Source organism: Pseudomonas sp. GW458-11-26-14-LB4 (assembly GCF_059423925.1).
The window spans coordinates 151,247-177,710 of the sequence record NZ_JBWKYU010000012.1 but is presented as its reverse complement, the minus strand read 5'-3'; the positions used below and the strand labels follow the sequence as shown (position 1 = coordinate 177,710).

General features: G+C 60.4%; 28 protein-coding genes. 14 read left to right on the top strand and 14 right to left on the bottom strand.

Annotated elements, in window-relative coordinates; genetic code table 11:
• Position 1 precedes the first annotated feature (1 nt).
• From ptsN to AC07XZ_RS17725, 8 genes are all read right to left on the bottom strand, one after another.
• Positions 2 to 466: a PTS IIA-like nitrogen regulatory protein PtsN gene (gene ptsN, locus AC07XZ_RS17760; protein ID WP_007953580.1), complete on the bottom strand. Its 465-nt coding sequence runs from the start codon at positions 464 to 466 to the stop codon at positions 2 to 4.
• Positions 467 to 477: 11 nt separating this feature from the next.
• Entirely contained in the window at positions 478 to 786 is a 309-nt protein-coding gene (gene hpf, locus AC07XZ_RS17755) for a ribosome hibernation-promoting factor, HPF/YfiA family (protein WP_011332471.1), read from the bottom strand.
• A 73-nt stretch (positions 787 to 859) separates the two neighbouring features.
• Positions 860 to 2,353: an RNA polymerase factor sigma-54 gene (locus AC07XZ_RS17750; RefSeq protein ID WP_085746929.1), complete on the bottom strand. Its 1,494-nt coding sequence runs from the start codon at positions 2,351 to 2,353 to the stop codon at positions 860 to 862.
• A 186-nt stretch (positions 2,354 to 2,539) separates the two neighbouring features.
• Positions 2,540 to 3,265, bottom strand: coding sequence for an LPS export ABC transporter ATP-binding protein (gene lptB, locus AC07XZ_RS17745; RefSeq protein WP_007953572.1), 726 nt, complete (start codon positions 3,263 to 3,265; stop codon positions 2,540 to 2,542).
• Positions 3,265 to 3,810 (bottom strand): lipopolysaccharide transport periplasmic protein LptA, encoded by a 546-nt coding sequence (gene lptA / locus AC07XZ_RS17740; RefSeq protein WP_074691817.1) that lies wholly within the window; start codon positions 3,808 to 3,810, stop codon positions 3,265 to 3,267. The genes lptB and lptA overlap by 1 nt, the downstream gene beginning before the upstream one ends.
• On the bottom strand, positions 3,797 to 4,369 hold the full coding sequence (gene lptC, locus AC07XZ_RS17735; RefSeq protein WP_007953568.1) for an LPS export ABC transporter periplasmic protein LptC: 573 nt from the start codon (positions 4,367 to 4,369) through the stop codon (positions 3,797 to 3,799). The genes lptA and lptC overlap by 14 nt, the downstream gene beginning before the upstream one ends.
• A gap of 8 nt (positions 4,370 to 4,377) precedes the next feature.
• Positions 4,378 to 4,902: a KdsC family phosphatase gene (locus AC07XZ_RS17730; RefSeq protein WP_039769294.1), complete on the bottom strand. Its 525-nt coding sequence runs from the start codon at positions 4,900 to 4,902 to the stop codon at positions 4,378 to 4,380.
• The gene (locus AC07XZ_RS17725) at positions 4,903 to 5,877 is read right to left on the bottom strand and encodes a KpsF/GutQ family sugar-phosphate isomerase (protein WP_064593399.1); all 975 of its coding nucleotides are present in this window, start codon (positions 5,875 to 5,877) and stop codon (positions 4,903 to 4,905) included.
• 276 nt (positions 5,878 to 6,153) lie between these two features.
• Between AC07XZ_RS17725 and AC07XZ_RS17720 the strand changes: the two genes are divergently transcribed.
• The 10 genes from AC07XZ_RS17720 (at position 6,154) to hisC (ending at position 14,106) form a co-directional block, all read left to right on the top strand.
• A complete protein-coding gene (locus tag AC07XZ_RS17720; protein ID WP_085746930.1) occupies positions 6,154 to 6,966 on the top strand; it encodes an ATP-binding cassette domain-containing protein in 813 nt (270 codons plus the stop codon).
• Positions 6,966 to 7,763 carry a lipid asymmetry maintenance ABC transporter permease subunit MlaE gene (gene mlaE / locus AC07XZ_RS17715; RefSeq protein WP_007953561.1) on the top strand — a complete coding sequence of 266 codons (798 nt, stop codon included), beginning with the start codon at positions 6,966 to 6,968 and terminating at the stop codon, positions 7,761 to 7,763. Before AC07XZ_RS17720 ends, mlaE begins: the two co-directional genes overlap by 1 nt.
• Positions 7,763 to 8,230: an outer membrane lipid asymmetry maintenance protein MlaD gene (gene mlaD / locus AC07XZ_RS17710; protein ID WP_085746931.1), complete on the top strand. Its 468-nt coding sequence runs from the start codon at positions 7,763 to 7,765 to the stop codon at positions 8,228 to 8,230. The genes mlaE and mlaD overlap by 1 nt, the downstream gene beginning before the upstream one ends.
• Positions 8,231 to 8,241: 11 nt before the next feature.
• A complete protein-coding gene (locus tag AC07XZ_RS17705; protein ID WP_102686872.1) occupies positions 8,242 to 8,892 on the top strand; it encodes an MlaC/ttg2D family ABC transporter substrate-binding protein in 651 nt (216 codons plus the stop codon).
• Positions 8,889 to 9,194 carry an STAS domain-containing protein gene (locus AC07XZ_RS17700; protein ID WP_085698468.1) on the top strand — a complete coding sequence of 102 codons (306 nt, stop codon included), beginning with the start codon at positions 8,889 to 8,891 and terminating at the stop codon, positions 9,192 to 9,194. Before AC07XZ_RS17705 ends, AC07XZ_RS17700 begins: the two co-directional genes overlap by 4 nt.
• Positions 9,195 to 9,309: 115 nt before the next feature.
• Positions 9,310 to 9,549, top strand: a complete 240-nt coding sequence (locus AC07XZ_RS17695; RefSeq protein ID WP_039769303.1) for a BolA family protein — start codon at positions 9,310 to 9,312, stop codon at positions 9,547 to 9,549.
• A 22-nt stretch (positions 9,550 to 9,571) separates the two neighbouring features.
• The gene (murA, locus tag AC07XZ_RS17690; RefSeq protein ID WP_085746933.1) at positions 9,572 to 10,837 is read left to right on the top strand and encodes a UDP-N-acetylglucosamine 1-carboxyvinyltransferase; all 1,266 of its coding nucleotides are present in this window, start codon (positions 9,572 to 9,574) and stop codon (positions 10,835 to 10,837) included.
• A gap of 127 nt (positions 10,838 to 10,964) precedes the next feature.
• A complete protein-coding gene (gene hisG, locus AC07XZ_RS17685) occupies positions 10,965 to 11,600 on the top strand; it encodes an ATP phosphoribosyltransferase (protein WP_007953554.1) in 636 nt (211 codons plus the stop codon).
• A 125-nt stretch (positions 11,601 to 11,725) separates the two neighbouring features.
• Positions 11,726 to 13,051 (top strand): histidinol dehydrogenase, encoded by a 1,326-nt coding sequence (gene hisD / locus AC07XZ_RS17680; protein WP_007953552.1) that lies wholly within the window; start codon positions 11,726 to 11,728, stop codon positions 13,049 to 13,051.
• Between the two features lie 2 nt (positions 13,052 to 13,053).
• Positions 13,054 to 14,106 carry a histidinol-phosphate transaminase gene (hisC, locus tag AC07XZ_RS17675; RefSeq protein ID WP_085746936.1) on the top strand — a complete coding sequence of 351 codons (1,053 nt, stop codon included), beginning with the start codon at positions 13,054 to 13,056 and terminating at the stop codon, positions 14,104 to 14,106.
• Positions 14,107 to 14,154: 48 nt separating this feature from the next.
• On the opposite strand, the gene AC07XZ_RS17670 is transcribed toward hisC, so the two are convergent.
• The 3 genes from AC07XZ_RS17670 to algW all read right to left on the bottom strand — a co-directional run bounded on the left by AC07XZ_RS17670 (position 14,155) and on the right by algW (position 18,237).
• Positions 14,155 to 14,874, bottom strand: a complete 720-nt coding sequence (locus tag AC07XZ_RS17670; protein ID WP_102686873.1) for a DUF4198 domain-containing protein — start codon at positions 14,872 to 14,874, stop codon at positions 14,155 to 14,157.
• 12 nt (positions 14,875 to 14,886) lie between these two features.
• Entirely contained in the window at positions 14,887 to 16,992 is a 2,106-nt protein-coding gene (locus AC07XZ_RS17665; protein WP_102686874.1) for a TonB-dependent siderophore receptor, read from the bottom strand.
• Positions 16,993 to 17,079: 87 nt separating this feature from the next.
• On the bottom strand, positions 17,080 to 18,237 hold the full coding sequence (algW, locus tag AC07XZ_RS17660; protein WP_085746938.1) for a Do family serine endopeptidase AlgW: 1,158 nt from the start codon (positions 18,235 to 18,237) through the stop codon (positions 17,080 to 17,082).
• A gap of 103 nt (positions 18,238 to 18,340) precedes the next feature.
• On the opposite strand from algW, the gene AC07XZ_RS17655 reads away from it, so the two are divergent.
• The 3 genes from AC07XZ_RS17655 to cysN all read left to right on the top strand — a co-directional run bounded on the left by AC07XZ_RS17655 (position 18,341) and on the right by cysN (position 22,073).
• Positions 18,341 to 19,099 carry a Nif3-like dinuclear metal center hexameric protein gene (locus AC07XZ_RS17655; protein WP_085746939.1) on the top strand — a complete coding sequence of 253 codons (759 nt, stop codon included), beginning with the start codon at positions 18,341 to 18,343 and terminating at the stop codon, positions 19,097 to 19,099.
• Positions 19,100 to 19,247: 148 nt separating this feature from the next.
• Positions 19,248 to 20,165 (top strand): sulfate adenylyltransferase subunit CysD, encoded by a 918-nt coding sequence (cysD, locus tag AC07XZ_RS17650; RefSeq protein WP_007912374.1) that lies wholly within the window; start codon positions 19,248 to 19,250, stop codon positions 20,163 to 20,165.
• 9 nt (positions 20,166 to 20,174) lie between these two features.
• A complete protein-coding gene (gene cysN / locus AC07XZ_RS17645; RefSeq protein WP_085666894.1) occupies positions 20,175 to 22,073 on the top strand; it encodes a sulfate adenylyltransferase subunit CysN in 1,899 nt (632 codons plus the stop codon).
• A gap of 496 nt (positions 22,074 to 22,569) precedes the next feature.
• Here the strand turns inward: cysN and yihG are convergent, their stop codons facing one another.
• Genes yihG through AC07XZ_RS17630 form a run of 3 tightly spaced genes read right to left on the bottom strand, consistent with a single transcriptional unit; the run spans position 22,570 to position 25,978 of the window.
• A complete protein-coding gene (yihG, locus tag AC07XZ_RS17640) occupies positions 22,570 to 23,475 on the bottom strand; it encodes a 1-acylglycerol-3-phosphate O-acyltransferase, YihG family (protein WP_102686875.1) in 906 nt (301 codons plus the stop codon).
• 4 nt (positions 23,476 to 23,479) lie between these two features.
• Positions 23,480 to 25,579 carry a phosphate acetyltransferase gene (gene pta, locus AC07XZ_RS17635; RefSeq protein WP_007959085.1) on the bottom strand — a complete coding sequence of 700 codons (2,100 nt, stop codon included), beginning with the start codon at positions 25,577 to 25,579 and terminating at the stop codon, positions 23,480 to 23,482.
• Between the two features lie 60 nt (positions 25,580 to 25,639).
• Entirely contained in the window at positions 25,640 to 25,978 is a 339-nt protein-coding gene (locus AC07XZ_RS17630) for a DUF3565 domain-containing protein (RefSeq protein ID WP_085746941.1), read from the bottom strand.
• Between AC07XZ_RS17630 and AC07XZ_RS17625 the strand changes: the two genes are divergently transcribed.
• The gene (locus AC07XZ_RS17625) at positions 25,947 to 26,432 is read left to right on the top strand and encodes an FKBP-type peptidyl-prolyl cis-trans isomerase (protein WP_011332490.1); all 486 of its coding nucleotides are present in this window, start codon (positions 25,947 to 25,949) and stop codon (positions 26,430 to 26,432) included. The two genes, AC07XZ_RS17630 and AC07XZ_RS17625, sit on opposite strands and share 32 nt — an antisense overlap.
• Positions 26,433 to 26,464: the final 32 nt, after the last annotated feature.

Here is a 26,464-nt window from a genome sequence, read left to right as displayed (position 1 = left end):
GTTACGGCCTGTTCTGTTCTTCCAGTACAACCTGGTACAAGGCTTCGTTGCTTGGCGCGCTGCGCAGTCTGTCGCGCACGTCCTTGCGGTCGAGCATGCTGGCGATCTGGCGTAACAGCTCCAGGTGCGCATCGGTGGCGGCTTCCGGCACCAGCAGGACGAACAGCAGGTCCACAGGCGCGCCGTCGATAGCGTCGAAATCGATAGGGGCATCAAGGTGCATCAGAGCACTGATCGGCGCTTCGCAGCCCTTGAGGCGGCAGTGAGGAATGGCGATGCCGTTGCCAAAACCGGTGGAACCCAGTTTTTCACGGGCAATCAAAGCCTCGAAGACATCTTGCATCTCCAGATCCGGAACTTCCCGGGCGATCAGGTTGGCAATTTGTTCGAGGGCTTTCTTTTTACTGCCGCCCGGCACGTTCACCAGGGAACGGCCGGGGGTCAGGATACTTTCAAGTCGGATCATGGGGGTGGGGGTTATCGACCGGTAGCGCCCTGAAGCAGGCTCTGGGTCTTTTCCTTATGCTTTTTGAGTTGTTTATCAAGCTTGTCGGTCAACGCGTCGATCGCAGCGTACATATCGGTATGTTCCGCGTTTGCGACGACCTCGTTGCCGGGAATATGCAGCGTGGCTTCGATTTTCTGCTTCAGCTTTTCGACGCACATCGTGACCTGTACGTTGGTGATCTTGTCGAAATGCCCTTCGAGCTTCTTGAGCTTGAGCTCGATGTACTCGCGCAGAGGCTGGGTAACTTCCAGTTGGTGTCCACTGATGTTGACTTGCATACAGCTTCTCCTTCGTTGCCAGTGCATAAAGCGGCAGGCCGAAGAGCCTGCCACTGGAACGCTGTAACGTGGCTTACATCAACCGCTTGCGTTCGCTCGAAGGCGCGATCCCGAGGGATTCGCGGTACTTGGCGACGGTGCGGCGAGCCACCTGAATGCCTTGTGCCTCCAGTAAACCAGCGATCTTGCTGTCACTCAACGGCTTTTTCTGATTTTCCGCGGCAACCAGTTTCTTGATGATCGCGCGGATCGCCGTGGACGAGCATTCACCGCCTTCTGAGGTGCTCACATGGCTGGAGAAAAAGTATTTCAGTTCATATATGCCCCGTGGGGTATGCATGAATTTCTGCGTGGTCACCCGGGAAATCGTCGACTCGTGCATGCCAACCGCCTCTGCAATGTCGTGCAGGACCAGCGGCTTCATGGCTTCGTCGCCGTACTCCAGAAAGCCGCGCTGATGCTCGACGATCTGGGTGGCTACTTTCATCAGGGTTTCGTTGCGGCTCTGCAGGCTCTTGATGAACCAGCGAGCTTCCTGCAACTGATTGCGCATGAAGGTATTGTCGGCGCTGGTGTCGGCACGGCGCACGAAACCGGCGTATTGGGCGTTGACCCGCAGGCGCGGTACCGATTCCTGGTTCAGCTCGACCAGCCAGCGCTCGTTGTCCTTGCGCACGATGACGTCAGGCACCACGTACTCGGCTTCGGTGGATTCGATCTGCGAGCCTGGGCGCGGATTGAGGCTCTGCACCAGTTCGATGACCTGGCGCAGTTCATCTTCCTTGAGCTTCATGCGCCGCATCAGCTGGCTGTAGTCGCGGCTGCCGAGCAGGTCAATGTAATCGGTGACCAGACGTTTGGCCTCGGCCAGCCAAGGGGTCTTGGCCGACAGCTGGCGCAATTGCAGCAGCAGGCATTCGCCCAGGTTGCGTGCGCCGATGCCTGCCGGCTCGAATTGCTGGATGCGGTGCAGGACGGCTTCGATCTCGTCCAGCTCGATGTCGAGCTCGGGATCGAAGGCTTCGAGAATTTCTTCGAGGGTTTCGTCCAGGTAGCCCTGATTGTTGATGCAATCGATCAGGGTGACGGCGATCAGGCGATCGGTGTCGGACATCGGTGCGAGGTTCAACTGCCACAGCAGGTGGCTTTGCAGGCTCTCGCCGGCGGAGGTGCGGGTGGTGAAGTCCCACTCGTCATCGTCGCTGCTCGGCAGGCTGCTGGCGCTGGTCTGGTAGACGTCTTCCCAGGCGGTGTCAACGGGCAGTTCGTTGGGGATTCGCTCGTTCCATTCGCCGTCTTCGAGGTTGTCGACTGTCGGCGCGGTCTCCTGATAAGAAGGTTCCTGGATCTCGGTGTTGGGCTTCTGTTCGGCGTTGTCGGCCATGGGATCGGAGTTGTCGAAGTCGTCGCCGTCTTCCTGGCGTTCGAGCATCGGATTGGATTCCAGAGCCTCCTGGATTTCCTGTTGCAGATCCAGGGTAGACAATTGGAGCAGGCGGATGGCCTGTTGCAGCTGCGGTGTCATCGTCAGCTGCTGGCCCATTCTCAAGACTAGCGATGGTTTCATGGCAGGGGCTTAACACCTTATTCGCCGGCGCTATGCGCCATCCACTACAGGGCGCCGGAGCGCCAAACTTAAGCAAATTATATGCCTGAAACTGTCGTGTTTGCCTAGAGCGCTGTAACAATAAAAGCGTATAAAAAAGCGCTTCAACGTTACAGCACCCGGACGGCTGGTCGAATACCGTCGAGCTTACAGGCGGAACTCGTGGCCCAGGTAGACTTCCTTCACCAGATCGTTGGCGAGGATGGTCGCGGAGTCGCCTTCGGCGATCAACTGGCCATCGTTGACGATGTAGGCGGTTTCGCAGATATCCAGCGTCTCACGGACGTTGTGGTCGGTGATCAGTACACCGATGCCCTTGGCCTTGAGGTGGTGGATGATCTGCTTGATGTCGCCGACAGAGATCGGGTCGACACCGGCGAACGGTTCGTCGAGCAGGATGAATTTCGGTGCCGTGGCCAGTGCACGGGCGATTTCCACCCGGCGGCGCTCACCACCGGACAGGCTCATGCCGAGGTTGTCGCGGATGTGGCTGATGTGGAATTCCTGCAGCAGGCTTTCCAACTCCTTGCGACGACCGGCCTTGTCGAGCTCCTGACGGGTCTCAAGGATGGCCATGATGTTGTCGGCTACCGACAGTTTGCGGAAGATCGACGCTTCTTGCGGCAGATAGCCGATACCGGCCTTGGCGCGACCGTGCATCGGCTGGTGGCTGACGTCCAGATCGTCGATCAGTACGCGACCCTGATCGGCCTGGACCAGACCGACGATCATGTAGAAGCAGGTGGTCTTGCCGGCGCCATTCGGGCCGAGCAGGCCGACGATCTGACCGCTGTCGATCGACAGGCTGACGTCGCGCACGACCTGGCGGCTTTTATAGGCCTTGGCCAGGTGCTGAGCTTTCAGAGTTGCCATTACTGGGTTTTCTCGTCGGTTTTCTTCTTCGGCTGGATCACCATGTCAATGCGCGGACGCGCTTCGGTGACCTTGTTGCCGGTGGCACGACCAGCGCTGGCCAGCTTTTTCACCGTGTCATAGACGATTTTCTCGCCCTGAGTGGTGTTGTTGTCCTTGTCGACGACTTTCGCCTTGTCGATCAGCACAACGCGGTTTTGCGCGGCGTGGTACTGAATGGTCACGCCCCAGCCCTGTACAGGCTTGGTGTCGCCCGCCGTCTGCAACTGCTCGAAGTAGGCAAGGTTGCCCACCGAGGTCACGACGTCGATATCGCCGGTCTGGGTGCGGGTGATGGTCACGGTATTGCCTTTGACGATCATCGAACCCTGAGTGATGATCACGTCACCTTTATAGGTAGCAACGCCGTTCTTGTCGTCCAGCTGGGCATCGTCGGCCTGAATACGGATTGGCTGCTCTTGATCGTTCGGCAGAGCCCAGGCGCTCACGCTTCCCAGTGCTGCGCCCAGACTGAGCAAAATAGGGAGGGTTTTAACGAGCCTCATACTGTCCTCTTACGTTCGATAGCAGGTGTATCCTGCTTTCCTTCAAATACGCTTTCATTCCTACGCCAGTCGATACACCGCCAGCGCCGTCGATTCTAACGGGTTGCTGGGTCTGCGCATATTGCTGCTGCGGGAACACCGTCATGCGAGTGGAGGTGATCAGGGTGTCGCGGTTCTTTTCGTCGGTGCGCTTGACGCGTACCGAGTCGATCAGCTCGACCTCGGTGCCACCGGAGTTCACTTCACCGCGTTCACTGGTCACGTGCCATGGGAAATCGGTGCCACGGAACATGTTCAGATCAGGCTTGGTGACCAGTGTAATGTCGGTCGCCTTGACGTGCTCAGCCTTGTCGGACGTCATTTCGTACTGCACTTTGCCGTCTTCGAGGTACTGGATCGTGTGGGTATTGGTCGCATACCAGTCGATCGGGCTTTCCTCTGCCGAAACCGGCGGTTTGTCGAGGAAGCGTTCCGGGCTGATGTTCCAGTAGCCGACCGCACCGAATATCGCTGCGATGCAACCGAACAGCAGGATGTTGCGAAACTTTTTGCTAAACATGGTTGGACTCACAGGTACGCGTTGTTGGCGGCGTCGAGGCTGCCTTGTGCGCGCAGGATCAGTTCGCAGAATTCGCGGGCGGCACCTTCGCCGCCACGGGCCTGGGTGACGCCATGGGCGTGCTCGCGCACAAAGGGGGCGGCGTTGGCCACGGCCATGCCCAGCCCTACACGGCGGATCACCGGCAGGTCCGGCAGGTCGTCACCGAGGTAAGCCACTTGCTCATAGCTTAGGCCCAGTTGCTCCAGAAGACCGTCGAGCACGACCAGTTTGTCTTCGCGGCCCTGAAACAGGTGCGGGATCCCCAGGTTTTTTGCCCGGCGTTCGACCACCGGGGTCTTGCGACCACTGATGATGGCGGTCTGTACACCAGCATTCATCAGCATCTTGATGCCCTGGCCATCGAGTGTATTGAAAGTCTTGAACTCGCTGCCGTCTTCAAGGAAGTACAGGCGACCGTCGGTGAGGACACCGTCGACGTCGAAAACCGCCAGTTTGATGGCTTTGCCGCGTTGCAGCAGATCGGTGCTCATTTACATCACTCCTGCGCGCAGCAGATCGGAGAGGTTGAAGGCGCCGATCGGGCGATCCTCTTCATCTACGACAACCAGCGCGTTGATTCGGTGGTCTTCCATGATTTTCAGGGCTTCGGCCGCGAGCATCTCGGCGCGGGCGGTCTTGCCGTGCACGGTCATTACCTGGTCGATGGTGGCGCTATGGATATCAATGCTGCGATCCAGGGTGCGGCGCAGGTCGCCGTCAGTGAAGATCCCGGCCAGTTTGCCGTCCGTTTCAAGAATGACGGTCATGCCCAGACCCTTGCGGGTCATTTCCATCAGCGCGTCCTTGAGCAGGGTGCCGCGCTGTACCTGCGGCAGTTCCTGACCGGCGTGCATGACATTTTCCACTTTCAGCAGCAGGCGTCGGCCCAGTGCGCCGCCCGGGTGGGAAAAGGCGAAATCTTCGGCAGTGAAGCCGCGCGCTTCCAGCAGCGCCACGGCCAGGGCGTCGCCCATGACCAGCGCAGCGGTGGTCGAGGAGGTCGGTGCGAGGTTCAGCGGGCAGGCTTCGTGTTCGACGTGAACGTTGAGATTGACCTCGGCAGCCTTGGCAAGCGGCGATTGCGGGTTGCCGGTGACGCTGATCAGCTGGATGCCCAGGCGCTTGATCAGTGGCAGCAGGGTGACGATTTCGTTAGTGGAGCCGGAGTTCGACAGGGCCAGAATCACGTCATCGCGAGTGATCATGCCCATGTCGCCGTGGCTGGCCTCGGCCGGGTGCACGAAAAACGCCGGGGTGCCGGTGCTGGCCAGGGTCGCGGCAATCTTGTTGCCGATGTGCCCGGACTTGCCCATACCGACCACGACAACACGGCCCTTGCTGGCCAGAATCATCTCGCAAGCGCGTACGAAATCGGCGTCGATATGGGGCAACAAGCCTTGTACGGCTTCCACTTCGAGGCGGATGGTGCGTTGTGCCGATTGAATCAGGTCGCTGGTTTGGCTCATGTCAGAAATCGTATAGCCCGATGAAAAGGCGGCGATTATAGCGGTTATGTTGAAAAGCCTCACGCAAGTTCGTCGTGCTTTGTCATTCCTCGTTACCAAAACTCTGTAAATAAGGCCTGAAGCCCTTCAACTCGCCGAATGCGGGCCGGTGCAGGCCTTGGGCGCTTGCCCTTTGCAGTGATATAGTTCGCCGCCAGTTCGGCCTGCCCGGGATGTAGGGGCTTTCTTCCAGGAAGCCAGGCGTCCGAGTGAGAGGCTGCATCGCAAGGAGTTTAGATGAGTGCCGATAACGCCTACGCGGTCGAGCTGAAGGGAGTCTCCTTCAAGCGCGGTGCGCGGAGCATTTTCAATAACGTCGATATCCGCATCCCGCGCGGCAAGGTCACCGGCATCATGGGGCCTTCCGGGTGTGGCAAGACCACGCTGCTGCGCCTGATGGGCGCGCAGTTGCGGCCATCCAAAGGCGAGGTCTGGGTCAACGGCCAGAACCTGCCGAAGCTGTCGCGCAGCGATCTGTTCGATGCGCGCAAGCACATGGGCGTGCTGTTTCAGAGCGGTGCGCTGTTCACCGATCTCGATGTGTTCGAGAACGTCGCCTTCCCGCTTCGTGTTCATACCGACCTGCCGGACGAGATGATCCGCGACATCGTGCTGCTCAAATTGCAGGCGGTGGGACTGCGCGGGGCGATCGAACTGATGCCCGACGAGCTGTCCGGCGGCATGAAACGCCGTGTCGCACTGGCCCGTGCCATTGCCCTCGATCCGCAGATTCTCATGTACGACGAACCGTTCGTCGGCCAGGATCCGATCGCCATGGGCGTTCTGGTTCGCCTGATCCGTCTGCTCAACGATGCCCTGGGGATCACCAGCATCGTGGTGTCCCACGATCTCGCCGAAACCGCGAGCATCGCCGACTACATCTATGTGGTCGGTGATGGGCAGGTATTGGGGCAGGGCACGCCGGACGAACTGATGAACTCGGACGATCCGCGTATCCGCCAGTTCATGACCGGTGAACCCGACGGCCCGGTGCCGTATCACTTTCCAGCGCCGGATTACCGCGCAGATCTTCTGGGGAAGCGCCGCTGATGCGCAGAATTACATTAATGGAGCGTGTACGTCGCTTCGGCCTCGCCGGAATCGACAGCGTCGCAGTGTTCGGGCGTTCGACCCTGTTCCTGTTTCATGCCTTGCTGGGTCGTGGTGGCATCGGTGGCGGTTTTGGCCTGCTGGTCAAGCAGCTGCACTCCGTCGGTGTGATGTCGCTGGTGATCATCGTGGTGTCCGGGATTTTCATCGGCATGGTGCTGGCGCTGCAGGGCTTCAACATCCTGTCGAGCTACGGCTCGGAGCAGGCTGTCGGGCAGATGGTGGCGCTGACCCTGCTGCGTGAACTGGGGCCGGTGGTGACCGCGCTGTTGTTCGCCGGTCGTGCCGGTTCGGCGCTGACGGCGGAAATCGGCAACATGAAATCCACCGAGCAGTTGTCCAGCCTGGAAATGATCGGGGTCGACCCGCTCAAGTACATCATCGCTCCGCGTCTGTGGGCCGGCTTCATTTCCCTGCCGGTGCTGGCGATGATCTTCAGCGTGGTCGGCATCTGGGGCGGTTCGTGGGTCGCCGTCGACTGGCTGGGCGTCTACGAAGGTTCCTACTGGTCGAACATGCAGAACAGCGTGAGCTTCGGTGACGATGTGCTCAACGGCATCATCAAAAGTGCAGTATTCGCTTTTGTCGTCACCTGGATCGCCGTATTTCAAGGCTATGACTGCGAACCCACCTCCGAGGGGATCAGTCGTGCCACCACCAAGACCGTGGTTTACGCCTCGCTGGCAGTACTCGGCCTGGACTTTATTCTGACCGCTTTGATGTTTGGAGATTTCTGATGCAAAACCGCACCCTGGAAATCGGTGTCGGCCTGTTCCTGCTGGCAGGGATCCTGGCCTTGTTGCTGCTGGCCCTGCGGGTCAGTGGCCTGTCTCCGACTTCGACCACCGATACCTACAAGCTTTACGCGTATTTCGACAATATCGCCGGTCTGACGGTCAGAGCCAAAGTGACCATGGCGGGTGTGACCATCGGCAAGGTCACCGCGATCGATCTGGACCGCGACAGCTTCACCGGTCGGGTTACCCTGCAAGTGGATAAAAGCGTCGACAATCTGCCGACCGACTCCACAGCATCTATCCTGACTGCGGGTCTGCTGGGCGAGAAGTACATCGGTATCAGCGTGGGCGGGGAAGACACTCCGCTCAAGGATGGTGGAACCATTCACGACACCCAGTCGTCTCTGGTACTGGAAGACCTGATCGGTAAATTCCTGCTCAATACCGTTAGCAAAGACGCCAAATGAGGAGCTTTTGAATGATCTCTACCTTGCGACGTGGCCTGTTGGTGTTGCTTGCGGCACTGCCGCTGGTGGCTAACGCCGTGGCGGTACAATCGGCGCACGATCTGGTTCAGGACACCACGAACCGGATGCTCGCCGATCTGTCGGCCAATAAAGAGAAGTACAAGCGGGATCCGCAGGACTTCTACACCGCGTTGAACACCATCGTCGGGCCGGTCGTGGATGCCGAGGGCATTTCCAAGAGCATCATGACGGTCAAGTATTCGCGCAAGGCAACCCCGGCGCAGATGAAGACCTTCGAGGAAAACTTCAAGCGCGGCCTGTTCCAGTTCTACGGCAACGCCTTGCTCGAGTACAACAACCAGGGCATCACCGTCGATGCACCCAAGGATGAGTCGGGCGATCGCACCAGCGTCGGCATGACCGTCAAGGGCAACAACGGCGCGATCTATCCGGTGTCGTACACCCTCGAGAAGATCAACGGCGAGTGGAAACTGCGTAACGTGATCATCAACGGCATCAACATCGGCAAACTGTTCCGTGACCAGTTCGCCGACGCGATGCAGCGCAACGGCAACGACCTGGACAAGACCATCAACGGCTGGGCCGGTGAAGTCGCCAAGGCCAAGCAGTCGGCCGAGCAGAACGAGAAGCCTGCGCAATGACCGAGTCGGCCATTCGTCTGGACGAAGCCAGTGAGCTGCAACTCAGCGGCGTGCTGGATTATCGCACCGCCCCTGACCTGCGCGAGCAGGGCAGGGCGCTGATCAAGTCGTGCAATGCCCCGGCATTGGTGATCGATTGCTCGGCGGTGGAGAAGTCCAGCAGCGTCGGTCTGTCGCTGCTGCTGTGCTTCATTCGCGATGCCAAGGCCGCCGGCAAGGCGGTCAGCATCCGCGGGATGCCCGAAGACATGCGTGAAATTGCTCAGGTCAGCGAACTGACCGAGCTGTTGGCGCAACCCTGAACCCGCATCAATAGAGAAGCCCCCCGTCAGAGTCCTGCGCAGCGGGGTTCGCAGGCGCGGGGCTTTTTTGTATGATGTCCGACCCGTGCGCACAGGGCGCCGATTGAGGTTGAGCATGCAGGCCGTAGAAGTGAAGAGCTTCCTTGAAGGAAAGCTGCCAGGAACGCTGGTGGAAGTAGAAGGCGAAGGCTGCAACTTCCAGCTGAACGTGATTAGTGATGAACTGGCGGCGTTGAGCCCGGTCAAGCGTCAGCAAAGCATCTATGCCCATTTGAACCCTTGGATCGCCGATGGCAGCATCCACGCGGTCACTATGAAATTTTTCAGCAGCGCGGCCTGGGCCGAGCGCACCTGAGCCCTAGGGCGTCGAGATTCTTATGGATAAATTGATTATTACCGGTGGCGCTCGTCTTGATGGCGAGATCCGCATCTCCGGGGCGAAGAACTCCGCCCTGCCAATCCTGGCCGCCACCCTGCTGTGCGATGGCCCGGTTACCGTTGGCAACCTGCCGCACCTGCACGACATCACCACCATGATCGAGCTGTTCGGTCGCATGGGCATCGAGCCTGTGATCGACGAAAAGCTCAGCGTCGAAATCGACCCGCGCACCATCAAGACCCTGATCGCTCCGTACGAACTGGTGAAAACCATGCGTGCCTCGATCCTGGTGCTGGGCCCGATGGTCGCACGTTTTGGTGAAGCCGAAGTCGCACTGCCTGGTGGCTGCGCCATCGGCTCGCGTCCGGTCGACCTGCACATCCGAGGTCTGGAAGCCATGGGCGCGGTCATCGACGTCGAAGGCGGCTACATCAAGGCCAAGGCCCCTGAAGGCGGCCTGCGCGGCGCGCACTTCTTCTTCGATACCGTCAGCGTGACCGGTACCGAAAACATCATGATGGCTGCTGCTCTGGCCAAGGGCCGCAGCGTACTGCAGAACGCCGCTCGCGAACCTGAAGTGGTCGACCTGGCGAACTTCCTGAACGCCATGGGCGCCAAGGTATCCGGTGCCGGCACCGACACCATCACCATCGACGGCGTCGAGCGTCTGGGTTCGACTTTCTACAAAGTCATGCCTGACCGTATCGAGACCGGCACCTATCTGGTAGCCGCTGCAGTCACCGGTGGTCGCGTGAAGGTCAAGGACACCGATCCAACCATTCTCGAAGCGGTTCTGGAAAAGCTGCGTGAAGCCGGCGCCGAAATCACCAGCGGCGAAGACTGGATCGAGCTGAACATGCACGGCAAGCGTCCGAAAGCGGTCAACGTGCGCACCGCGCCGTACCCGGCGTTCCCGACCGACATGCAGGCGCAGTTCATCTCGCTCAACGCCATTGCCGAAGGCACCGGTGCGGTCATCGAGACGATCTTCGAAAACCGTTTCATGCACGTGTACGAATTGCATCGCATGGGCGCCAAGATCCAGGTCGAAGGCAACACGGCCATCGTCACCGGCACTGAAATTCTCAAGGGCGCGCCGGTCATGGCTACCGACCTGCGTGCTTCGGCCAGCCTGGTAATTTCGGCCCTGATGGCCGAAGGCGATACCCTGATCGACCGCATCTACCACATCGACCGTGGTTACGAGTGCATCGAGGAAAAACTGCAGATGCTGGGCGCCAAGATCCGTCGCGTTCCGGGCTAGTCGCTGCATCTGGACACAGGGAAGTGTCCGTTGAATTCGTTTTGATCGGGGGTGGTAACGCCCTCGATGTATGTCCGGCGCCGATTGCGACCGGACATGAGTACCTTGATAAGGACTGACGTTTCCCATGTTGACCATCGCACTGTCCAAGGGCCGCATCCTTGACGACACCCTGCCGCTTCTCGCCGAAGCGGGCATCGTGCCGACCGAGAATCCGGACAAGAGCCGCAAGCTGATCATCCCCACGACCCAGGAAGACGTTCGCCTGTTGATCGTGCGTGCCACCGACGTGCCGACCTATGTCGAGCATGGCGCGGCCGACCTCGGCGTTGCCGGTAAAGACGTGCTGATGGAATACACCGGCCAAGGCCTGTACGAGCCGCTGGATCTGCAGATTGCCCAGTGCAAGCTGATGACCGCCGGCAAGGTCGGCGCGGTCGAGCCCAAGGGCCGCCTGCGCGTCGCCACCAAATTCGTCAACGTCGCCAAGCGTTACTACGCCGAGCAGGGTCGTCAGGTCGACATCATCAAGCTGTACGGCTCGATGGAACTGGCACCGCTGATCGGTCTGGCCGACAAGATCATCGACGTGGTCGACACCGGCAACACCCTGCGTGCCAATGGCCTGGAACCTCAGGAACTGATCGCCACGATCAGCTCTCGTCTGGTGGTCAATAAAGCTTCGATGAAAATGCAACACGCCCGAATCCAGGCGTTGATCGACACCCTGCGCAAGGCAGTGGAGTCTCGACACCGCGGCTGATGTACCTGCGCGACGTTAAGTCGCGCCCGTCTATCCGCCTCATAGCCAGAATCTCAGGTGCCCAAGCGGAAACGACTGCTAAGTTAGGGCGCCTGAGTTTTTGCCATTCCTATGAGGCTCTCGCTATGACCGCACCGACTGCAATTCGCCGACTCAACGCTGCTGACCCGGATTTCGCGCATCATCTGGATCATCTGCTGAGCTGGGAAAGTGTGTCTGACGACTCGGTCAATCAGCGGGTGCTGGACATCATCAAGGCTGTACGCGAGCGCGGTGACGCGGCACTGGTCGAGTTCACCCAGAAATTCGACGGCCTCGAAGTCGCTTCGATGGCGGACCTGATCCTGCCGCGCGAGCGTCTGGAACTGGCCCTGACCCGCATCACTGTCCCGCAACGCGAAGCGCTGGAAAAAGCCGCCGCCCGCGTGCGCAGCTATCACGAAAAACAGAAGCAGGACTCCTGGAGCTACACCGAAGCCGACGGCACGGTGCTGGGCCAGAAAGTCACGCCACTGGATCGCGCCGGTCTGTACGTGCCGGGCGGCAAGGCGTCGTACCCGTCGTCGGTGTTGATGAACGCGATTCCGGCCAAGGTCGCCGGCGTGACCGAAGTGGTCATGGTGGTGCCGACCCCGCGCGGTGAGGTCAACGAGCTGGTGCTGGCGGCGGCGTGCATCGCCGGCGTCGACCGGGTGTTCACCATCGGTGGCGCGCAAGCCGTTGCCGCATTGGCCTATGGCACCGAAAGCGTGCCGCAGGTGGACAAGGTCGTCGGCCCGGGCAATATCTACGTCGCCACGGCCAAGCGTCACGTATTCGGTCAGGTCGGCATCGACATGATCGCCGGCCCGTCGGAAATCCTCGTGGTGTGCGACGGCCAGACCGATCCGGACTGGATCGCCATGGACCTGTTCTCCCAGGCCGAGCACGACGAAGACGCCCAGGCGATTCTGGTCAGCCCGGACGCAGAGTTCCTCGACAAGGTCGCCGCCAGCATCGACAAACTGCTGCCGACCATGGATCGCGCGACCATCATCGAAACCTCGATCAACGGCCGTGGTGCCCTGATTCACGTGCGCGACATGGCCCAGGCCATCGAAGTTGCCAACCGCATCGCGCCGGAACACCTTGAACTGTCGGTCGCAGACCCGCAGGCCTGGCTGCCGCAGATCCGCCACGCCGGCGCGATCTTCATGGGCCGCCACACCTCCGAAGCGCTGGGCGACTACTGCGCAGGTCCGAACCACGTGTTGCCGACCTCCGGCACCGCGCGTTTCTCCTCGCCGCTGGGCGTGTATGACTTCCAGAAGCGTTCTTCGATCATCTTCTGCTCCGAGGCCGGTGCTTCGGAACTCGGCAAGACCGCATCGATCCTGGCCCGTGGCGAATCGCTGAGCGCCCACGCGCGCAGCGCCGAATACCGCATCAAAGACGAAGTGAAGGGGAACTGAACATGAGCAAATTCTGGAGCCCGTTCGTCAAGGATCTGGTGCCGTATGTGCCGGGCGAGCAGCCGAAGCTGACCCGTCTGGTCAAACTCAACACCAACGAAAACCCGTACGGCCCGTCGCCAAAAGCCCTGGCGGCGATGCAGACCGAACTCAACGACAACCTGCGTCTGTACCCGGACCCGAACAGCGATCTGCTGAAAAACGCCGTCGCCAAGTACTACGGCGTGCAGAGCAATCAAGTGTTCCTCGGCAACGGTTCGGACGAAGTGCTGGCGCACATCTTCCACGGTCTGCTGCAGCACGATCAGCCGATCCTGTTCCCGGACATCAGCTACAGCTTCTATCCGGTCTATTGCGGCCTTTACGGCGTCAAGTTCGACGCGGTGCCGCTGGATGCGCAGTTCCAGATCAACCCGGCGAACTACGCCAAGCCGAACGGCGGGATCATCTTCCCCAACCCGAACGCGCCTACCGGTTGCCTGCTGGCGCTGGAAGCGGTCGAGCAGATCCTCAAGGCCAGCCCGGATTCGGTGGTGGTGGTCGACGAGGCCTACATCGACTTCGGCGGCGAAACCGCGATCAGCCTGGTGGATCGCTATCCGAACCTGCTGGTGACCCAGACCCTGTCCAAGTCCCGTTCGCTCGCGGGCCTGCGGGTCGGTCTGGCGGTCGGCCATCCGGACCTGATCGAGGCGCTGGAGCGGATCAAGAACAGCTTCAACTCCTACCCGATCGATCGCATGGCGAATGTCGGTGCGGCGGCGGCGTTCGAGGATCGCGAATACTTCGACAAGACCTGCGCATTGGTCATCGAGAGTCGCGAGTGGGTGGTTGCGCAGTTGCAGGCCAAGGGCTTTGAAGTGCTGCCGTCAGCGGCGAACTTCATCTTCGCCCGGCATCCGCAACACGATGCGGCGGGGCTGGCGGCCAAACTGCGTGAGCAGGGCGTGATCGTGCGCCACTTCAAGCAGGAGCGGATTGCCCAGTTCCTGCGGATCTCGATCGGCACGCCGGAGCAGAATCAGGCGTTGATCGACGGTCTGGGCGAACTCTGAAACGACGCTGATCCCTGTGGGTTTCGTCCCACAGGGATCAGCGTTGGTTCATTCGTGATGCGGTTCGCCCAGGAACGTCAACGAACTGAATAACCCCCGACTGCTCACCTCTGCATTGTCCTTCACCGGCACCTCCACCTGCGCCGCAATCACATTCAATCCCTCGTTACGCACCAGCACCTGAGCGCGGCCGTCCTTGTCGGTTTCAGTGCTCAAGGTATTCGGCGCGCTGCGGTAGTCACCGATCAACTTCACGCCCGCTGCCGGTTTGCCATCCAGCAACACCCGCACCGGCAATGATTTCCCTGGGCCGACGGTCAGAGGATCGACCTCCGGCAAAATCAGCAATTTGATCTGATTGAGTTTGGGCAGCTTCGCTCCCGGCTGATAAATCGCCAGGCTGTACTTGAGGGTCTCGGTCGACTCGATGGCGCCCGGTACCTTGCTGCGTCCCTCATTGATCCATTTCTTGTCGGCGGTTTGCGACCACATGCCGTTGTTCAGGGCCACGGCCATTACCGCCGGCGGTTTCAGCGGTTGCAGTCGCGCATGATCGGTCAGGCGTTGCACGTTGACCGGGATCATCTTGCCGCTGACGTCATATGCCCATGCACCGCTGATTTTCTGCGCTTTGAAAGCGTTGTCTTCTGCGCCGTGGCCGTAGATCACTTCGATATTGCCGCGTCGTTGTTCGGTCCACAGACCATGCGCTGATGCTTGGCCAGCGAACAGCGCAGAGATGATCAATAAGAGTTTGCCGTAATGCATGGTGACGTCCTTTTACAGGTTGAATGTCAGGCTGACCGTGAAATTGCGCGGCTCGCCGGGGTTGACCCAATAGTTGCTGTACGAGCGCTCGTAGTACTTTTCGTCGAACAGGTTGTTCAGGTTCAGGCCGAGAGTGACGGTGTCGCTGGCCTTGTAATGGGCCAGCAGGTCGACGGTGTGATAGGCCGGCAGCTCGAAATCGCTGCCGGACTCACCTGAGCGGTCACCGACGTAAGTGAACGCCGCGCCGATATCCGAGCCGCGCAAGCGACCGTCCTGAAACTCGTAGACACCCAGCACGCTGCCGCTGCGTTTGGCGACCCCGAGGATGCGGCTACCGGCGGGGATCGCGGCATCCCCCTTGGTCACTTCGGCGTCGATCCAGGCGAAGGCGCCGATCACCCTGACGGCGTCGGTGACTTGCCCGGTGACCTGCAGATCGAAACCCCGGCTGCGGGCCTTGCCCATGGCGCGGCTGGTATCGGTGCCCGGGTCGAGGGCGAGGACGTTTTCCTTGTCGATATGGAAGAAGGCGAGGGTGCTGCTTAAACGTTCGTCGAACAGCTCGTTCTTGATCCCGATTTCGTAACCCACGCCTTCTTCCGGATCGAAGGATTTGCCAGCCGCATCGAGGCCGTTGTTCGGTTTGAATGAGGTCGAGGCGTTGGCGAACAGGCCGGTGTCCGGTGTCAGTTGATAGAGCAGGCCGGCACGTTGGGTGAGCGCGTCGTGGGTCTGGCGGCTGGTGGTGTTGCGGCTGTGGTCATCGATGGTTTGCTCGAAGTGCTCGAATCGCGCCCCGATCATCCCGCGCAGTTTTTCGCTGAAGACGATTTGATCCTGCAGGTTCAGCGCATGGCTTTCGACGTGTTCGAAGAAGTCTGTACCAGAGCGTGCGCCGTTGGGTTTGGGCTGGCCGTACACCGGGTTATAGATATCGATGGCGTAAGGCCCGCCGGCGATGGTGGTGACGCGCTCGTTCTTGCGGAAGTTCTCGTACTCGCTGCCGATCAGCAGTTCGTGCTGCCAGGTGCCGAGGTCGAACAGACCGCGCAGTTCCAGTTGGGTGATGCTGTCGTGCCAGTTGGTATCGCGTTCGCGATAGCGGCGGTTGACGGTGTGGCCATCGGCATTCAAGGGACGGTTTTCGGAGGCGAAACCCCAGAGTTTGCCTTCCTTGTAATGGCTGGCCAGGCGCAGTTTCCAGGCATCGTTGAGGTGGTGCTCAAGTGTGGCTTGCAGTCTGTTGTTGTGGTTGTCGATGTTGCCGTCGTTCGGCTCACCCAGGAATGTCGAGCGCGAGACGCCGCTCCATTTATTGTTTGGCGCAACGATGCCGCGGTCGAAGGTCGAGCTATGACGCACGAATTCGCTCTCCACCAGCAGGCTGGTGTCCGGGTTCAACTGCCAACTGAAAGAGGGGGCAACGAATACACGTTTACTGTCGACGTGGTCGCGAAAACTGTTGTTGTCCTCGACTGCGAGGTTGATCCGCGACAGCACATCACCCTGATCATCCAGCGGCGTGTTGACGTCCAGCGCGGTGCGATAGCGATCCCAACTGCCAGCGCTGGTTTGCAGGGTGGTGAAGGGCTCGGGCTGCGGTTTTTTGGTGACGATGTTTACCGTGCCACCCGGATCACCTCGGCCATACAGGCTGGCGGCCGGTCCTTTTAGCACTTCGATGCGCTCGATGTTGGCGGCGTCCGGTGTGCTCGGATAACCACGGTTGGCGCTGAAGCCGTCCTGGTAAAACTCAGAGGTGGTGAAGCCGCGCACGCTGTATTCGTAAAGCGTCAGGCCACCGAAGTTGTTTTGCTTCGACACGCCACCGGCGAAATCCAGCGCGCGTTCTACGCTGGTGCTGCCCAGATCCTTGAGCACGCTGGCGGGCACCACGCTGATGGCCTGCGGAATATCGCGGATCGCGGTGTCGGTTTTGGTGGCGCTGGATGAGCGGGTAGCGCGATAGCCTTTGACCGGGCCGGCAGGGGATTCGTAATCGGAGATGACGCTGATGGCGTCGAGTTCAAGCGTTTGCGGTTCATCGGCAAACGCAGGGTCGCCCAGCAGGCCAAGGGTAAGGCCGAGGAGGGAGGCCTTTTTTCGAGATGACATGTTATGTTGTTCCAATGTGCTAATTGAAACAATATAACATGCCTGTTGAGAATGTCTGTTATTCGCGTCAGTGACGCGAACAAAGTCTTACTCTTCTTTTTCCTTCACCGGCGCCGGCGGCGGACGCAGACCGATTTCAGCCGTGAGCTTGATCTCCTTGCCATTGCGCATCACCTGAATCGTGACCTTGTCGGTCGGCTTGATCCGCGCCACCTGGTTCATCGATTTGCGGCCATCACCGGCCGGTTCGCCGTCAATGCTCAGGATCACGTCACCCAGTTGCAGACCGGCCTTCTGGGCCGGGCCGTCGCGGAAAATCCCCGCCACCACGATTCCCGGACGCCCGGACAGGCCAAACGACTCGGCCAGTTCCTGGGTCAGCGGTTGCACTTCAATGCCCAGCCAGCCGCGAATCACCTGACCGTGCTCGATGATCGACTTCATCACTTCCATCGCCAGTTTCACCGGGATCGCGAAGCCGATGCCTTGCGAGCCGCCGGACTTGGAGAAGATCGCGGTGTTGATGCCGGTGAGGTTGCCGTTGGCGTCGACCAGCGCACCGCCGGAGTTGCCCGGGTTGATCGCCGCGTCGGTCTGGATGAAGTCTTCGTAGTTGTTCAGGCCCAACTGGTTGCGGCCGGTGGCGCTGATGATGCCCATGGTCACGGTCTGGCCGACGCCGAACGGGTTACCGATGGCCAGTGCGACGTCGCCGATGCGGATATTGTCGGAACGGCCGACGGTAATCGAAGGCAGGGTTTTCAGGTCGATCTTCAGGACCGCGAGGTCGGTTTCCGGGTCGCTGCCGATCACTCGGGCCAGGGTTTCGCGACCGTCCTTGAGCGCCACGACGATCTGGTCGGCGCCGCTGGTGACGTGGTTGTTGGTCAGGATGTAGCCTTCCGGGCTCATGATCACGCCGGAGCCGAGGCTCGATTCCATGCGCTTCTGCTTCGGCGAATTGTCACCGAAGAAACGGCGGAACTGCGGGTCTTCGAACAGCGGATGGCTTGGCTTGTTGATGACTTTGGTGGTGTAGAGGTTCACCACCGACGGCGCGGCGATGGTCACCGCGTCGGCATAGGACACCGGCCCCTGCTGCACGCTGGTGGTCTGCGGGGCCTGTTGCAGGTTGACGTCGAGGCTCGGAAGCCCGACCCACTGCGGGTAACGCTGAATAATCAACAGAGCGATAAGCACGCCGGCCAACAGCGGCCAGCCGAAAAAACGCAGCGCCTTGAGCATTAAGCACGTCCTGGAAAAGTTGCAGGCGGGGTCAGACCGCCCATAATGTCGCGCATTATACGAGGCCGCGCGTGCCTCTGAACGGGATATTTAGGAGTCTTTCATGGCCGTCGCCCTGAGCACCCTGGTCGAAGAAGCCGACCGTTACCTCGGCAGTGCGAAAATTGCCGATTATTGCCCCAACGGCCTGCAGGTCGAGGGCCGTCCGCAGGTGATGCGCATCGTCAGCGGCGTCACTGCCAGTCAGGCGCTGCTCGATGCCGCCGTCGAGGCCGAAGCCGATCTGGTGCTGGTGCATCACGGTTATTTCTGGAAGGGCGAGAACCCGTGCATCACCGGCATGAAGCAGCGCCGACTGAAGACGCTGCTCAAGCACGACATCAGTCTGCTCGGTTATCACCTGCCGCTGGATCTGCACCCGGACGTCGGCAACAACGTGCAATTGGCCCGTCAGCTGGACATCACCGTCGAGGGGCCACTGGATCCGGACAACCTGAAGATCGTCGGTCTGGTCGGTTCGCTGAGCGAGCCGATGACCCCGCGTGACTTCGCCCGCAAAGTGCAGGAAGTCATGGGCCGCGAGCCGCTGCTGGTCGAAGGCAGCGCGATGATCCGTCGGGTCGGCTGGTGCACTGGCGGCGGCCAGGGTTACATCGACAACGCCATCGCCGCCGGCGTCGATCTGTTCATCAGCGGTGAAGCCTCCGAGCAGACATTCCACAGCGCCCGGGAAAACGACATCAGCTTCATCGCCGCCGGCCACCACGCCACCGAACGCTACGGCGTGCAGGCGCTGGGCGACTATCTGGCGAAGCGTTTCGCCCTCGAGCACATCTTCATCGACTGCCCGAATCCGATCTGACTTTTGCCTGAAAGCACCCGAACGGGCGGGCATATTCATATACCCTTTCGATCTAGTTGGCGTCCTGATTAGAAGAGGTCGCTGTGCTAGGATTCCTCGCTCGAACACGGCCCGCTGGCCGTTCATAAGAAAGCTTTCGTGAGTAGCCATGGTCGACAAACTGACGCATCTGAAACAGCTGGAGGCGGAAAGCATCCACATCATCCGCGAGGTGGCCGCCGAGTTCGACAACCCGGTGATGCTGTACTCCATCGGTAAAGACTCCGCCGTGATGCTGCATCTGGCACGCAAGGCGTTCTTCCCGGGCAAACTGCCGTTTCCGGTGATGCACGTCGACACCCGCTGGAAATTCCAGGAAATGTACAAGTTCCGCGACAAGATGGTCGAAGAGCTTGGCCTGGACCTCATCACTCACATCAACCCCGATGGCGTGGCGCAGAACATCAACCCGTTCACCCACGGCAGCGCCAAGCACACCGACATCATGAAAACCGAGGGCCTGAAGCAGGCACTCGACAAGCATGGTTTCGACGCCGCTTTCGGCGGTGCCCGTCGCGATGAAGAGAAGTCCCGCGCCAAGGAGCGCGTCTACTCGTTCCGTGACAGCAAACACCGCTGGGACCCGAAGAACCAGCGTCCCGAGCTGTGGAACGTCTACAACGGCAAGGTCAACAAGGGCGAATCCATTCGTGTGTTCCCGCTGTCGAACTGGACCGAACTGGACATCTGGCAGTACATCTACCTCGAAGGCATCCCGATCGTACCGCTGTACTTTGCGGCCGAACGCGAAGTGATCGAGAAGAACGGCACGCTGATCATGATCGACGACGAGCGCATCCTCGAGCACCTGTCCGACGAGGACAAGGCGCGCATCGTCAAAAAGAAAGTGCGTTTCCGTACCCTTGGCTGCTACCCGTTGACGGGCGCGGTGGAGTCCGAGGCCGAAAGCCTGACGGACATCATTCAGGAAATGCTCCTGACGCGAACTTCCGAGCGCCAGGGCCGGGTCATCGACCACGATGGCGCAGGCTCGATGGAAGACAAGAAACGTCAGGGTTATTTCTAAGGGGTTGTCATGTCGCACGCATCTGATTTGATCAGCGAGGACATCCTCGCCTACCTGGGCCAGCACGAACGTAAAGAGCTGCTGCGCTTTTTGACCTGCGGTAACGTCGATGACGGCAAGAGCACCCTGATCGGGCGCCTGCTGCACGACTCGAAGATGATCTACGAAGATCACCTCGAAGCCATCACCCGCGATTCGAAGAAAGTCGGCACCACCGGTGACGACATCGACCTGGCATTGCTGGTCGACGGCCTGCAGGCCGAGCGTGAGCAGGGCATCACCATCGATGTCGCCTACCGCTATTTCTCCACCGCCAAGCGCAAATTCATCATCGCCGACACCCCCGGCCATGAGCAGTACACCCGCAACATGGCCACCGGTGCGTCCACCTGTGACCTGGCGATCATCCTGGTCGACGCCCGTTACGGCGTGCAGACCCAGACCCGTCGCCACAGCTTCATTGCCTCGTTGCTGGGCATCAAGCACATCGTCGTCGCCATCAACAAGATGGACCTCAAGGGCTTCGATCAGGGCGTGTTCGAATCGATCAAGGCCGACTACCTGAAGTTCGCCGAAGGCTTGAAGATGAAGCCGACGAGCATGCACTTCGTGCCGATGTCCGCTCTCAAGGGCGACAACGTGGTGAACAAGTCCGAGCGTTCGCCGTGGTACACCGGCCAGTCGCTGATGGAAATCCTCGAGACCGTGGAAGTGGCGGGTGATCGCAACTTCACCGATCTGCGTTTCCCGGTGCAGTACGTCAACCGTCCGAACCTGAACTTCCGCGGTTTCGCCGGCACCCTCGCCAGCGGCATCGTCAAGAAGGGCGACGAAGTCGTGGTCCTGCCGTCGGGCAAGAGCAGCCGCGTGAAATCCATCGTCACCTTCGAAGGTGAACTGGAACACGCAGGTCCTGGCCAGGCGGTAACGCTGACCATGGAAGACGAAATCGACATCTCCCGTGGCGACCTGCTGGTACACGCCGATAACGTTCCGCCAGTGACCGACAGCTTCGAAGCGATGCTGGTGTGGATGGCTGAAGAGCCAATGCTGCCGGGCAAGAAATACGACATCAAGCGCGCCACCAGTTACGTGCCGGGCTCCATTGCCAGCATCGTCAACAAGGTCGACGTCAACACCCTCGAAGAAGGCCCGGCGAGCGCGTTGCAGCTCAACGAAATCGGCAAGGTGAAGATCGCGCTCGACGCGCCGATCGCCCTCGACGGTTACGACAGCAACCGCACCACCGGCGCGTTTATCGTCATCGACCGTTTGACCAACGGCACTGTAGGCGCCGGTATGATCGTCGCTCAGCCGGTGACCCATGGCACGGCTACGCACCACGGCAAACTGGCCCATGTAGCGACCGAAGAGCGCGCTCAGCGTTTCGGTCAGCAACCGGCCACCGTGCTGTTCAGCGGCCTGTCCGGTGCGGGCAAGAGCACCTTGGCGTATGCGGTCGAGCGCAAGCTGTTCGACCTCGGTCGTGCGGTGTTTGTGCTGGATGGTCAGAATCTGCGTCATGACCTCAATAAGGGGCTGCCGCAGGATCGCGCGGGTCGCACCGAGAACTGGCGTCGTGCCGCGCATGTGGCGCGTCAGTTCAACGAAGCGGGTCTGCTGACGCTTGCGGCGTTTGTGGCGCCGAGTGCTGAAGGTCGTGAGCAGGCGAAGGATCTGATTGGCAAGGAGCGTTTGCTGACGGTTTATGTTCAGGCTTCGCCGACTGTGTGCGCCGAGCGTGATCCGCAAGGTTTGTATGCTGCGGGTGGCGATAACATTCCGGGTGAGTCGTTCCCCTATGACGTGCCGCTGGATGCTGATCTGGTGATCGATACTCAGTCGTTGTCGCTGGATGAAAGTGTGAAGCAGGTGTTGGATCTGTTGCGTAAGCGTGGTGCGATTTAAGCGTTAGCTGCGAATGAAAAAGCCCGCCGATGAGTGATCATTGGCGGGCTTTTTTTTGGGTTGTTTGGGGTGAATATCCGTTTTTTCTGGTGCTGCGGCTGGCGGTTCCGCTCTTACAGCGGGTCACTTTTTCAAACGCCAAAAAGTAACCAAAAGGCTGGGCCCCGGCGTTCGGCACCTCGCTGTGGCTCGGTGTTCCTTCGCTCCGGGATTCATCCGGGGGCATCGCCTACGGTTTGCTTCGCTGCACCTCCTCTCGATGCATGCGGCTGCGCCGCACGGTCGCTGCGCTCCCCCCCCGGATGAATCCCTCCACTCAGCCGGCCGAAGGGGCCGGCACGTCAAGAGCGGTACTCGAGCTAACGCTCATTGTGTTGAGTGGTGTGAGGCGAAAAGCCAAAAACTGAAAGCGAACTGTTTTCCTGTGGGAGCCAGCCTGCTGGCGATGGCGGCCTGACAGACGACCAATTTCTGTCAGGTGTTCCCACAGGGGGGATCAGCGTCGGTTGGGATATTCGCGGTGCATCTGCTCGAGCAGCGCATCCTTGTCTTGCCACAATTGGTTGATCCAGCCCTGGAATTGCAGGCGGTATTCGCCGTCCTGGTCGTAGTTTTTGCCGATGTACTGCGGTGGGATTTTCAGTTCTTCGAAGTGCACTACTACGTCTCGGACGTTGCCGCACAGCAGGTCCCAGAAGCCAGGGCGTCCGCCGGGGTAGTGGATGGTGACGTTGACGATCGATTCCAGTTGTTCGCCCATCGCATCCAGTACGAAGGCAATGCCGCCGGCCTTTGGTTTGAGCAAGTATTTGAACGGTGATTGCTGCTGCGCGTGTTTGCCCTCGGTGAAGCGTGTGCCTTCAACGAAGTTGAAGATGCCTACCGGGTTGTCGCGGAATTTCGCGCAGGTCTTGCGAGTGGTTTCCAGGTCTTTGCCTTTCTTTTCCGGGTGTTTTTCCAGGTACGCCTTCGAATAGCGCTTCATGAACGGGAAGCCCAGTGTCCACCACGCCAGGCCGATGACCGGGACCCAGATCAGTTCCTGTTTGAGGAAGAACTTCAGCGGCTGGATGCGTCGGTTGAGCACGTATTGCAGCACCAGGATGTCGACCCAGCTCTGGTGGTTGCTGGTGATCAGGTACGAGTGCTGGTAGTCCAGGCCTTGCAGGCCGCTGAGGTGCCAGCGGGTGCGGCGGACCAGGTTCATCCAGCCTTTGTTGTTGCTGATCCAGGCTTCGTGGGTGTGGCTCATCAGCCAGCGCGAGGCGCGGCGAGCGAGGTCGAACGGCAGCACTTTGATCAGCGCCACGAGAAACAGGAACGAGCACAGCAGGATCGTGTTCAGCGCCAGCAGCAGCGCGGCGATCACGCCGCGCAGGGTGGCAGGGAGGAAAGCCAGCATCGGGTCAGATATCCAGAGGTCGGTTGGCAGCCTGAATCGCGGTCAGGGCGATGGTGTAGACGATGTCGTCGACCTGCGCGCCGCGCGGCAGATCGTTCACCGGTTTGCGCAGGCCTTGCAGCATCGGGCCGAGGCTGACGCAATCGGCGCTGCGCTGCACGGCTTTGTGGGTGGTGTTGCCGGTGTTGAGGTCGGGGAACACGAACACCGTGGCGCGACCGGCCACCTGGCTGTTCGGCGCCAGTTGCCGGGCCACGGTTTCGTTGGCGGCGGCGTCGTACTGCAACGGCCCGTCAATCAGCAGCGAGTGCTGTTGTTCGTGGGCGAGCAGGGTGGCTTCACGGACCTTCTCGACTTCCTCGCCAGTGGCGGATTCGCCGCTGGAGTAGCTGATCATCGCCACGCGCGGGGTGATGCCAAAGGCGGCGGCCGAGTCGGCGCTTTGCAGGGCGATTTCGGCCAGTTCGCTGGCGCTCGGGTGCGGGTTCATCACGCAGTCGCCGTAGACCAGCACCTCCTCGGGGAACAGCATGAAGAACACCGACGACACCAGCGTACAGCCCGGCGCGGTCTTGATCAGCTGAAGCGCAGGGCGGATGGTGTTGGCGGTGGTGTTGATGATGCCGGAGACCAGGCCGTCGACTTCATCCAGCGCGAGCATCATGGTGCCGATCACCACGGTGTCTTCCAGTTGCTGCTCGGCCATCGGCGCATTGAGGCTTTTGCTCTTGCGCAAGGCGACCATCGGCTCGACGTAGCGCTCGCGGATCAGATCCGGATCGAGAATTTCCAGCCCCGGCGGCAGCACGATGCCCTGGGCCCGGGCGACGGCTTCGACGTCTGCCGGTTTGGCCAGCAGCACGCAACGGGCAATCCCGCGTTCCTGACAGATCGCCGCTGCTTGCACGGTGAACGGCTCGCTGCCTTCGGGCAGAACGATACGTTTGTTGGCGGCCTGGGCGCGTTGAATCAATTGATAGCGGAACACCGCCGGCGACAGGCGCATTTCCCGTGGCGTGCCGCAGCGCTGGTGCAACCAGTTGGCGTCCAGATGGCTGGCGACGAAGTCGGTGATGATCTCCGCGCGTTCGCGGTCATCGACGGGGATTTCCTTGTTCAGGCCGTTGAGCAGGTTGGCGGTGTCGTAGGAGCCGGTGCTCACCGACAGCACCGGCAGACCGGCCTGCAACGCGCCACGGCACAAGTCCATGATGCGCGGATCCGGCAGGGTATCGCTGGTCAGCAGCAGGCCGGCCAGCGGCACGCCGTTGATAGCGGCGAGACTGACGGCGAGGATGATGTCGTCGCGATCGCCGGGGGTCACCACCAGCACGCCGGGCTTGAGCAGGTCCACGGTGTTGCGCATCGTGCGTGCGCAAATGATGGTCTTGGTCATGCGCCGGGTTTCGTAGTCGCCGGCGTTGAGCACCTGGGCGCCCATCAGGTCGGCGACGTCGCGGGTGCGCGGGGCGTTGAGTTCGGGCTGGAACGGAATGCAGCCGAGCAGACGGAAATCACCGGTGCGCAGCAACGGAGAATGCTCTTTCAGACGCGCGGCGAAGGCGTCCATGCTTTCGTCGGTCTTGACCTTGTTGAGGATCACGCCGAGGACTTTCGGGTCTTTCGGTCCACCGAACAGTTGCGCCTGCAACTCGACGCGGCCGGACAGTTCGGTCAGCACTTCGTTTTCCGGGGCCGAGACCAGAATCACCTCGGCATCCAGGCTCTTGGCCAGGTGCAGGTTGACCCGCGCGGCGTAGCTGGCGCTGCGGGTCGGCACCATGCCTTCGACGACCAGCACGTCTTTGCCGATGGCGGCCTGCTGGTAGAGGGTGATGATTTCTTCGAGCAACTCGTCGAGCTGGCCGTCGCCGAGCATCCGCTCGACGTGGGCCAGGCCCAGTGGCTGCGGCGGTTTCAGGCCGTGGGTGCGGGCCACCAGTTCGGTGGAGCGCTCAGGGCCGGTGTCGCCCGGATGCGGCTGGGCGATCGGTTTGAAGAAGCCGACTTTCAGCCCGGCCCGCTCCAGCGTGCGCACCAGCCCGAGGCTGATGGAGGTCAGACCCACACCAAAATCGGTGGGCGCGATAAAAAAAGTTTGCATGCGGATTCTCTAAGGGTGCATGGCAATGGCGATCGCCTCTGTGTGCCGATCTGCCGAATTTCAGTCGCCAAGGTTATCGCTAACCGAGCCTTGAGCGCACCAACCGCAAGCAAAGGGTTGGCCTATTTTTTCAATACGTTGCATTGCGTCCAGCACCCATGCTCTCGACTGCCACGGCGGCTGGTGGCGCAGGTGCTGGGTGTGGCCGCAGGACAGTTCGGCGACCCAGTGGCCGTCCTCGTCCTGATGGAATCCGGTGACGGTCACGGGCGCCAATCGATCCCGTCTGTCCGGGTTCTGTTCGCTTTCGGGCAAATCCTTGTTTAGACTTGTCCGTTCTTCATTCTTATGCAAAAGGTCTCGCCCCATGCTGATCGCCGCCAATAAGGCTGTCTCCATCGACTATACCCTGACCAACGACGCTGGTGAGGTCATCGACAGCTCCGCCGGCGGCGCTCCGCTGGTCTACCTGCATGGCGCAGGCAACATCATCCCGGGTCTGGAAAAAGCCCTGGAAGGTAAAGAAGTCGGTAACGATCTGGAAGTGTCCGTCGAGCCGGAAGATGCCTACGGCGAATACGCCGCTGAATTGGTCAGCACCCTGAGCCGCAGCATGTTCGAAGGCGTTGACGAGCTGGAAGTCGGCATGCAGTTCCACGCTTCGGCGCCGGACGGCCAGATGCAGATCGTCACCATCCGTGACCTGGACGGCGACGACGTCACTGTCGACGGCAACCATCCGCTGGCCGGTCAGCGCCTGAACTTCAAAGTGAAGGTCGTTGCCATCCGTGACGCCAGCCAGGAAGAAATCGCTCATGGTCACGTCCATGGCGAAGGTGGCCATCACCACTGATTTTCTGCGCTAAGCTTCGAGTACTGGAGAGG

Bases quoted from the DNA above. Each gene is read 5' to 3' on its own strand.
- hisG (WP_007953554.1), top strand. From the start codon at position 10,965: ATGTTGACCATCGCACTGTCCAAGGGCCGCATCCTTGACGACACCCTG.
- lptB (WP_007953572.1), bottom strand. From the start codon at position 3,265: ATGGCAACTCTGAAAGCTCAGCACCTGGCCAAGGCCTATAAAAGCCGC.
- mlaE (WP_007953561.1), top strand. From the start codon at position 6,966: ATGCGCAGAATTACATTAATGGAGCGTGTACGTCGCTTCGGCCTCGCC.
- lptA (WP_074691817.1), bottom strand. From the start codon at position 3,810: ATGAGGCTCGTTAAAACCCTCCCTATTTTGCTCAGTCTGGGCGCAGCA.
- lptC (WP_007953568.1), bottom strand. From the start codon at position 4,369: ATGTTTAGCAAAAAGTTTCGCAACATCCTGCTGTTCGGTTGCATCGCA.
- pta (WP_007959085.1), bottom strand. From the start codon at position 25,579: ATGCAAACTTTTTTTATCGCGCCCACCGATTTTGGTGTGGGTCTGACC.
- AC07XZ_RS17655 (WP_085746939.1), top strand. From the start codon at position 18,341: ATGGCCGTCGCCCTGAGCACCCTGGTCGAAGAAGCCGACCGTTACCTC.
- yihG (WP_102686875.1), bottom strand. From the start codon at position 23,475: ATGCTGGCTTTCCTCCCTGCCACCCTGCGCGGCGTGATCGCCGCGCTG.
- hisC (WP_085746936.1), top strand. From the start codon at position 13,054: ATGAGCAAATTCTGGAGCCCGTTCGTCAAGGATCTGGTGCCGTATGTG.
- AC07XZ_RS17730 (WP_039769294.1), bottom strand. From the start codon at position 4,902: ATGAGCACCGATCTGCTGCAACGCGGCAAAGCCATCAAACTGGCGGTT.
- algW (WP_085746938.1), bottom strand. From the start codon at position 18,237: ATGCTCAAGGCGCTGCGTTTTTTCGGCTGGCCGCTGTTGGCCGGCGTG.
- AC07XZ_RS17750 (WP_085746929.1), bottom strand. From the start codon at position 2,353: ATGAAACCATCGCTAGTCTTGAGAATGGGCCAGCAGCTGACGATGACA.
- AC07XZ_RS17670 (WP_102686873.1), bottom strand. From the start codon at position 14,874: ATGCATTACGGCAAACTCTTATTGATCATCTCTGCGCTGTTCGCTGGC.
- mlaD (WP_085746931.1), top strand. From the start codon at position 7,763: ATGCAAAACCGCACCCTGGAAATCGGTGTCGGCCTGTTCCTGCTGGCA.
- cysN (WP_085666894.1), top strand. From the start codon at position 20,175: ATGTCGCACGCATCTGATTTGATCAGCGAGGACATCCTCGCCTACCTG.
- cysD (WP_007912374.1), top strand. From the start codon at position 19,248: ATGGTCGACAAACTGACGCATCTGAAACAGCTGGAGGCGGAAAGCATC.
- AC07XZ_RS17705 (WP_102686872.1), top strand. From the start codon at position 8,242: ATGATCTCTACCTTGCGACGTGGCCTGTTGGTGTTGCTTGCGGCACTG.
- AC07XZ_RS17625 (WP_011332490.1), top strand. From the start codon at position 25,947: ATGCTGATCGCCGCCAATAAGGCTGTCTCCATCGACTATACCCTGACC.
- ptsN (WP_007953580.1), bottom strand. From the start codon at position 466: ATGATCCGACTTGAAAGTATCCTGACCCCCGGCCGTTCCCTGGTGAAC.
- AC07XZ_RS17665 (WP_102686874.1), bottom strand. From the start codon at position 16,992: ATGTCATCTCGAAAAAAGGCCTCCCTCCTCGGCCTTACCCTTGGCCTG.
- AC07XZ_RS17720 (WP_085746930.1), top strand. From the start codon at position 6,154: ATGAGTGCCGATAACGCCTACGCGGTCGAGCTGAAGGGAGTCTCCTTC.
- AC07XZ_RS17630 (WP_085746941.1), bottom strand. From the start codon at position 25,978: ATGGAGACAGCCTTATTGGCGGCGATCAGCATGGGGCGAGACCTTTTG.
- AC07XZ_RS17725 (WP_064593399.1), bottom strand. From the start codon at position 5,877: ATGAGCCAAACCAGCGACCTGATTCAATCGGCACAACGCACCATCCGC.
- AC07XZ_RS17700 (WP_085698468.1), top strand. From the start codon at position 8,889: ATGACCGAGTCGGCCATTCGTCTGGACGAAGCCAGTGAGCTGCAACTC.
- hisD (WP_007953552.1), top strand. From the start codon at position 11,726: ATGACCGCACCGACTGCAATTCGCCGACTCAACGCTGCTGACCCGGAT.
- AC07XZ_RS17695 (WP_039769303.1), top strand. From the start codon at position 9,310: ATGCAGGCCGTAGAAGTGAAGAGCTTCCTTGAAGGAAAGCTGCCAGGA.
- murA (WP_085746933.1), top strand. From the start codon at position 9,572: ATGGATAAATTGATTATTACCGGTGGCGCTCGTCTTGATGGCGAGATC.
- hpf (WP_011332471.1), bottom strand. From the start codon at position 786: ATGCAAGTCAACATCAGTGGACACCAACTGGAAGTTACCCAGCCTCTG.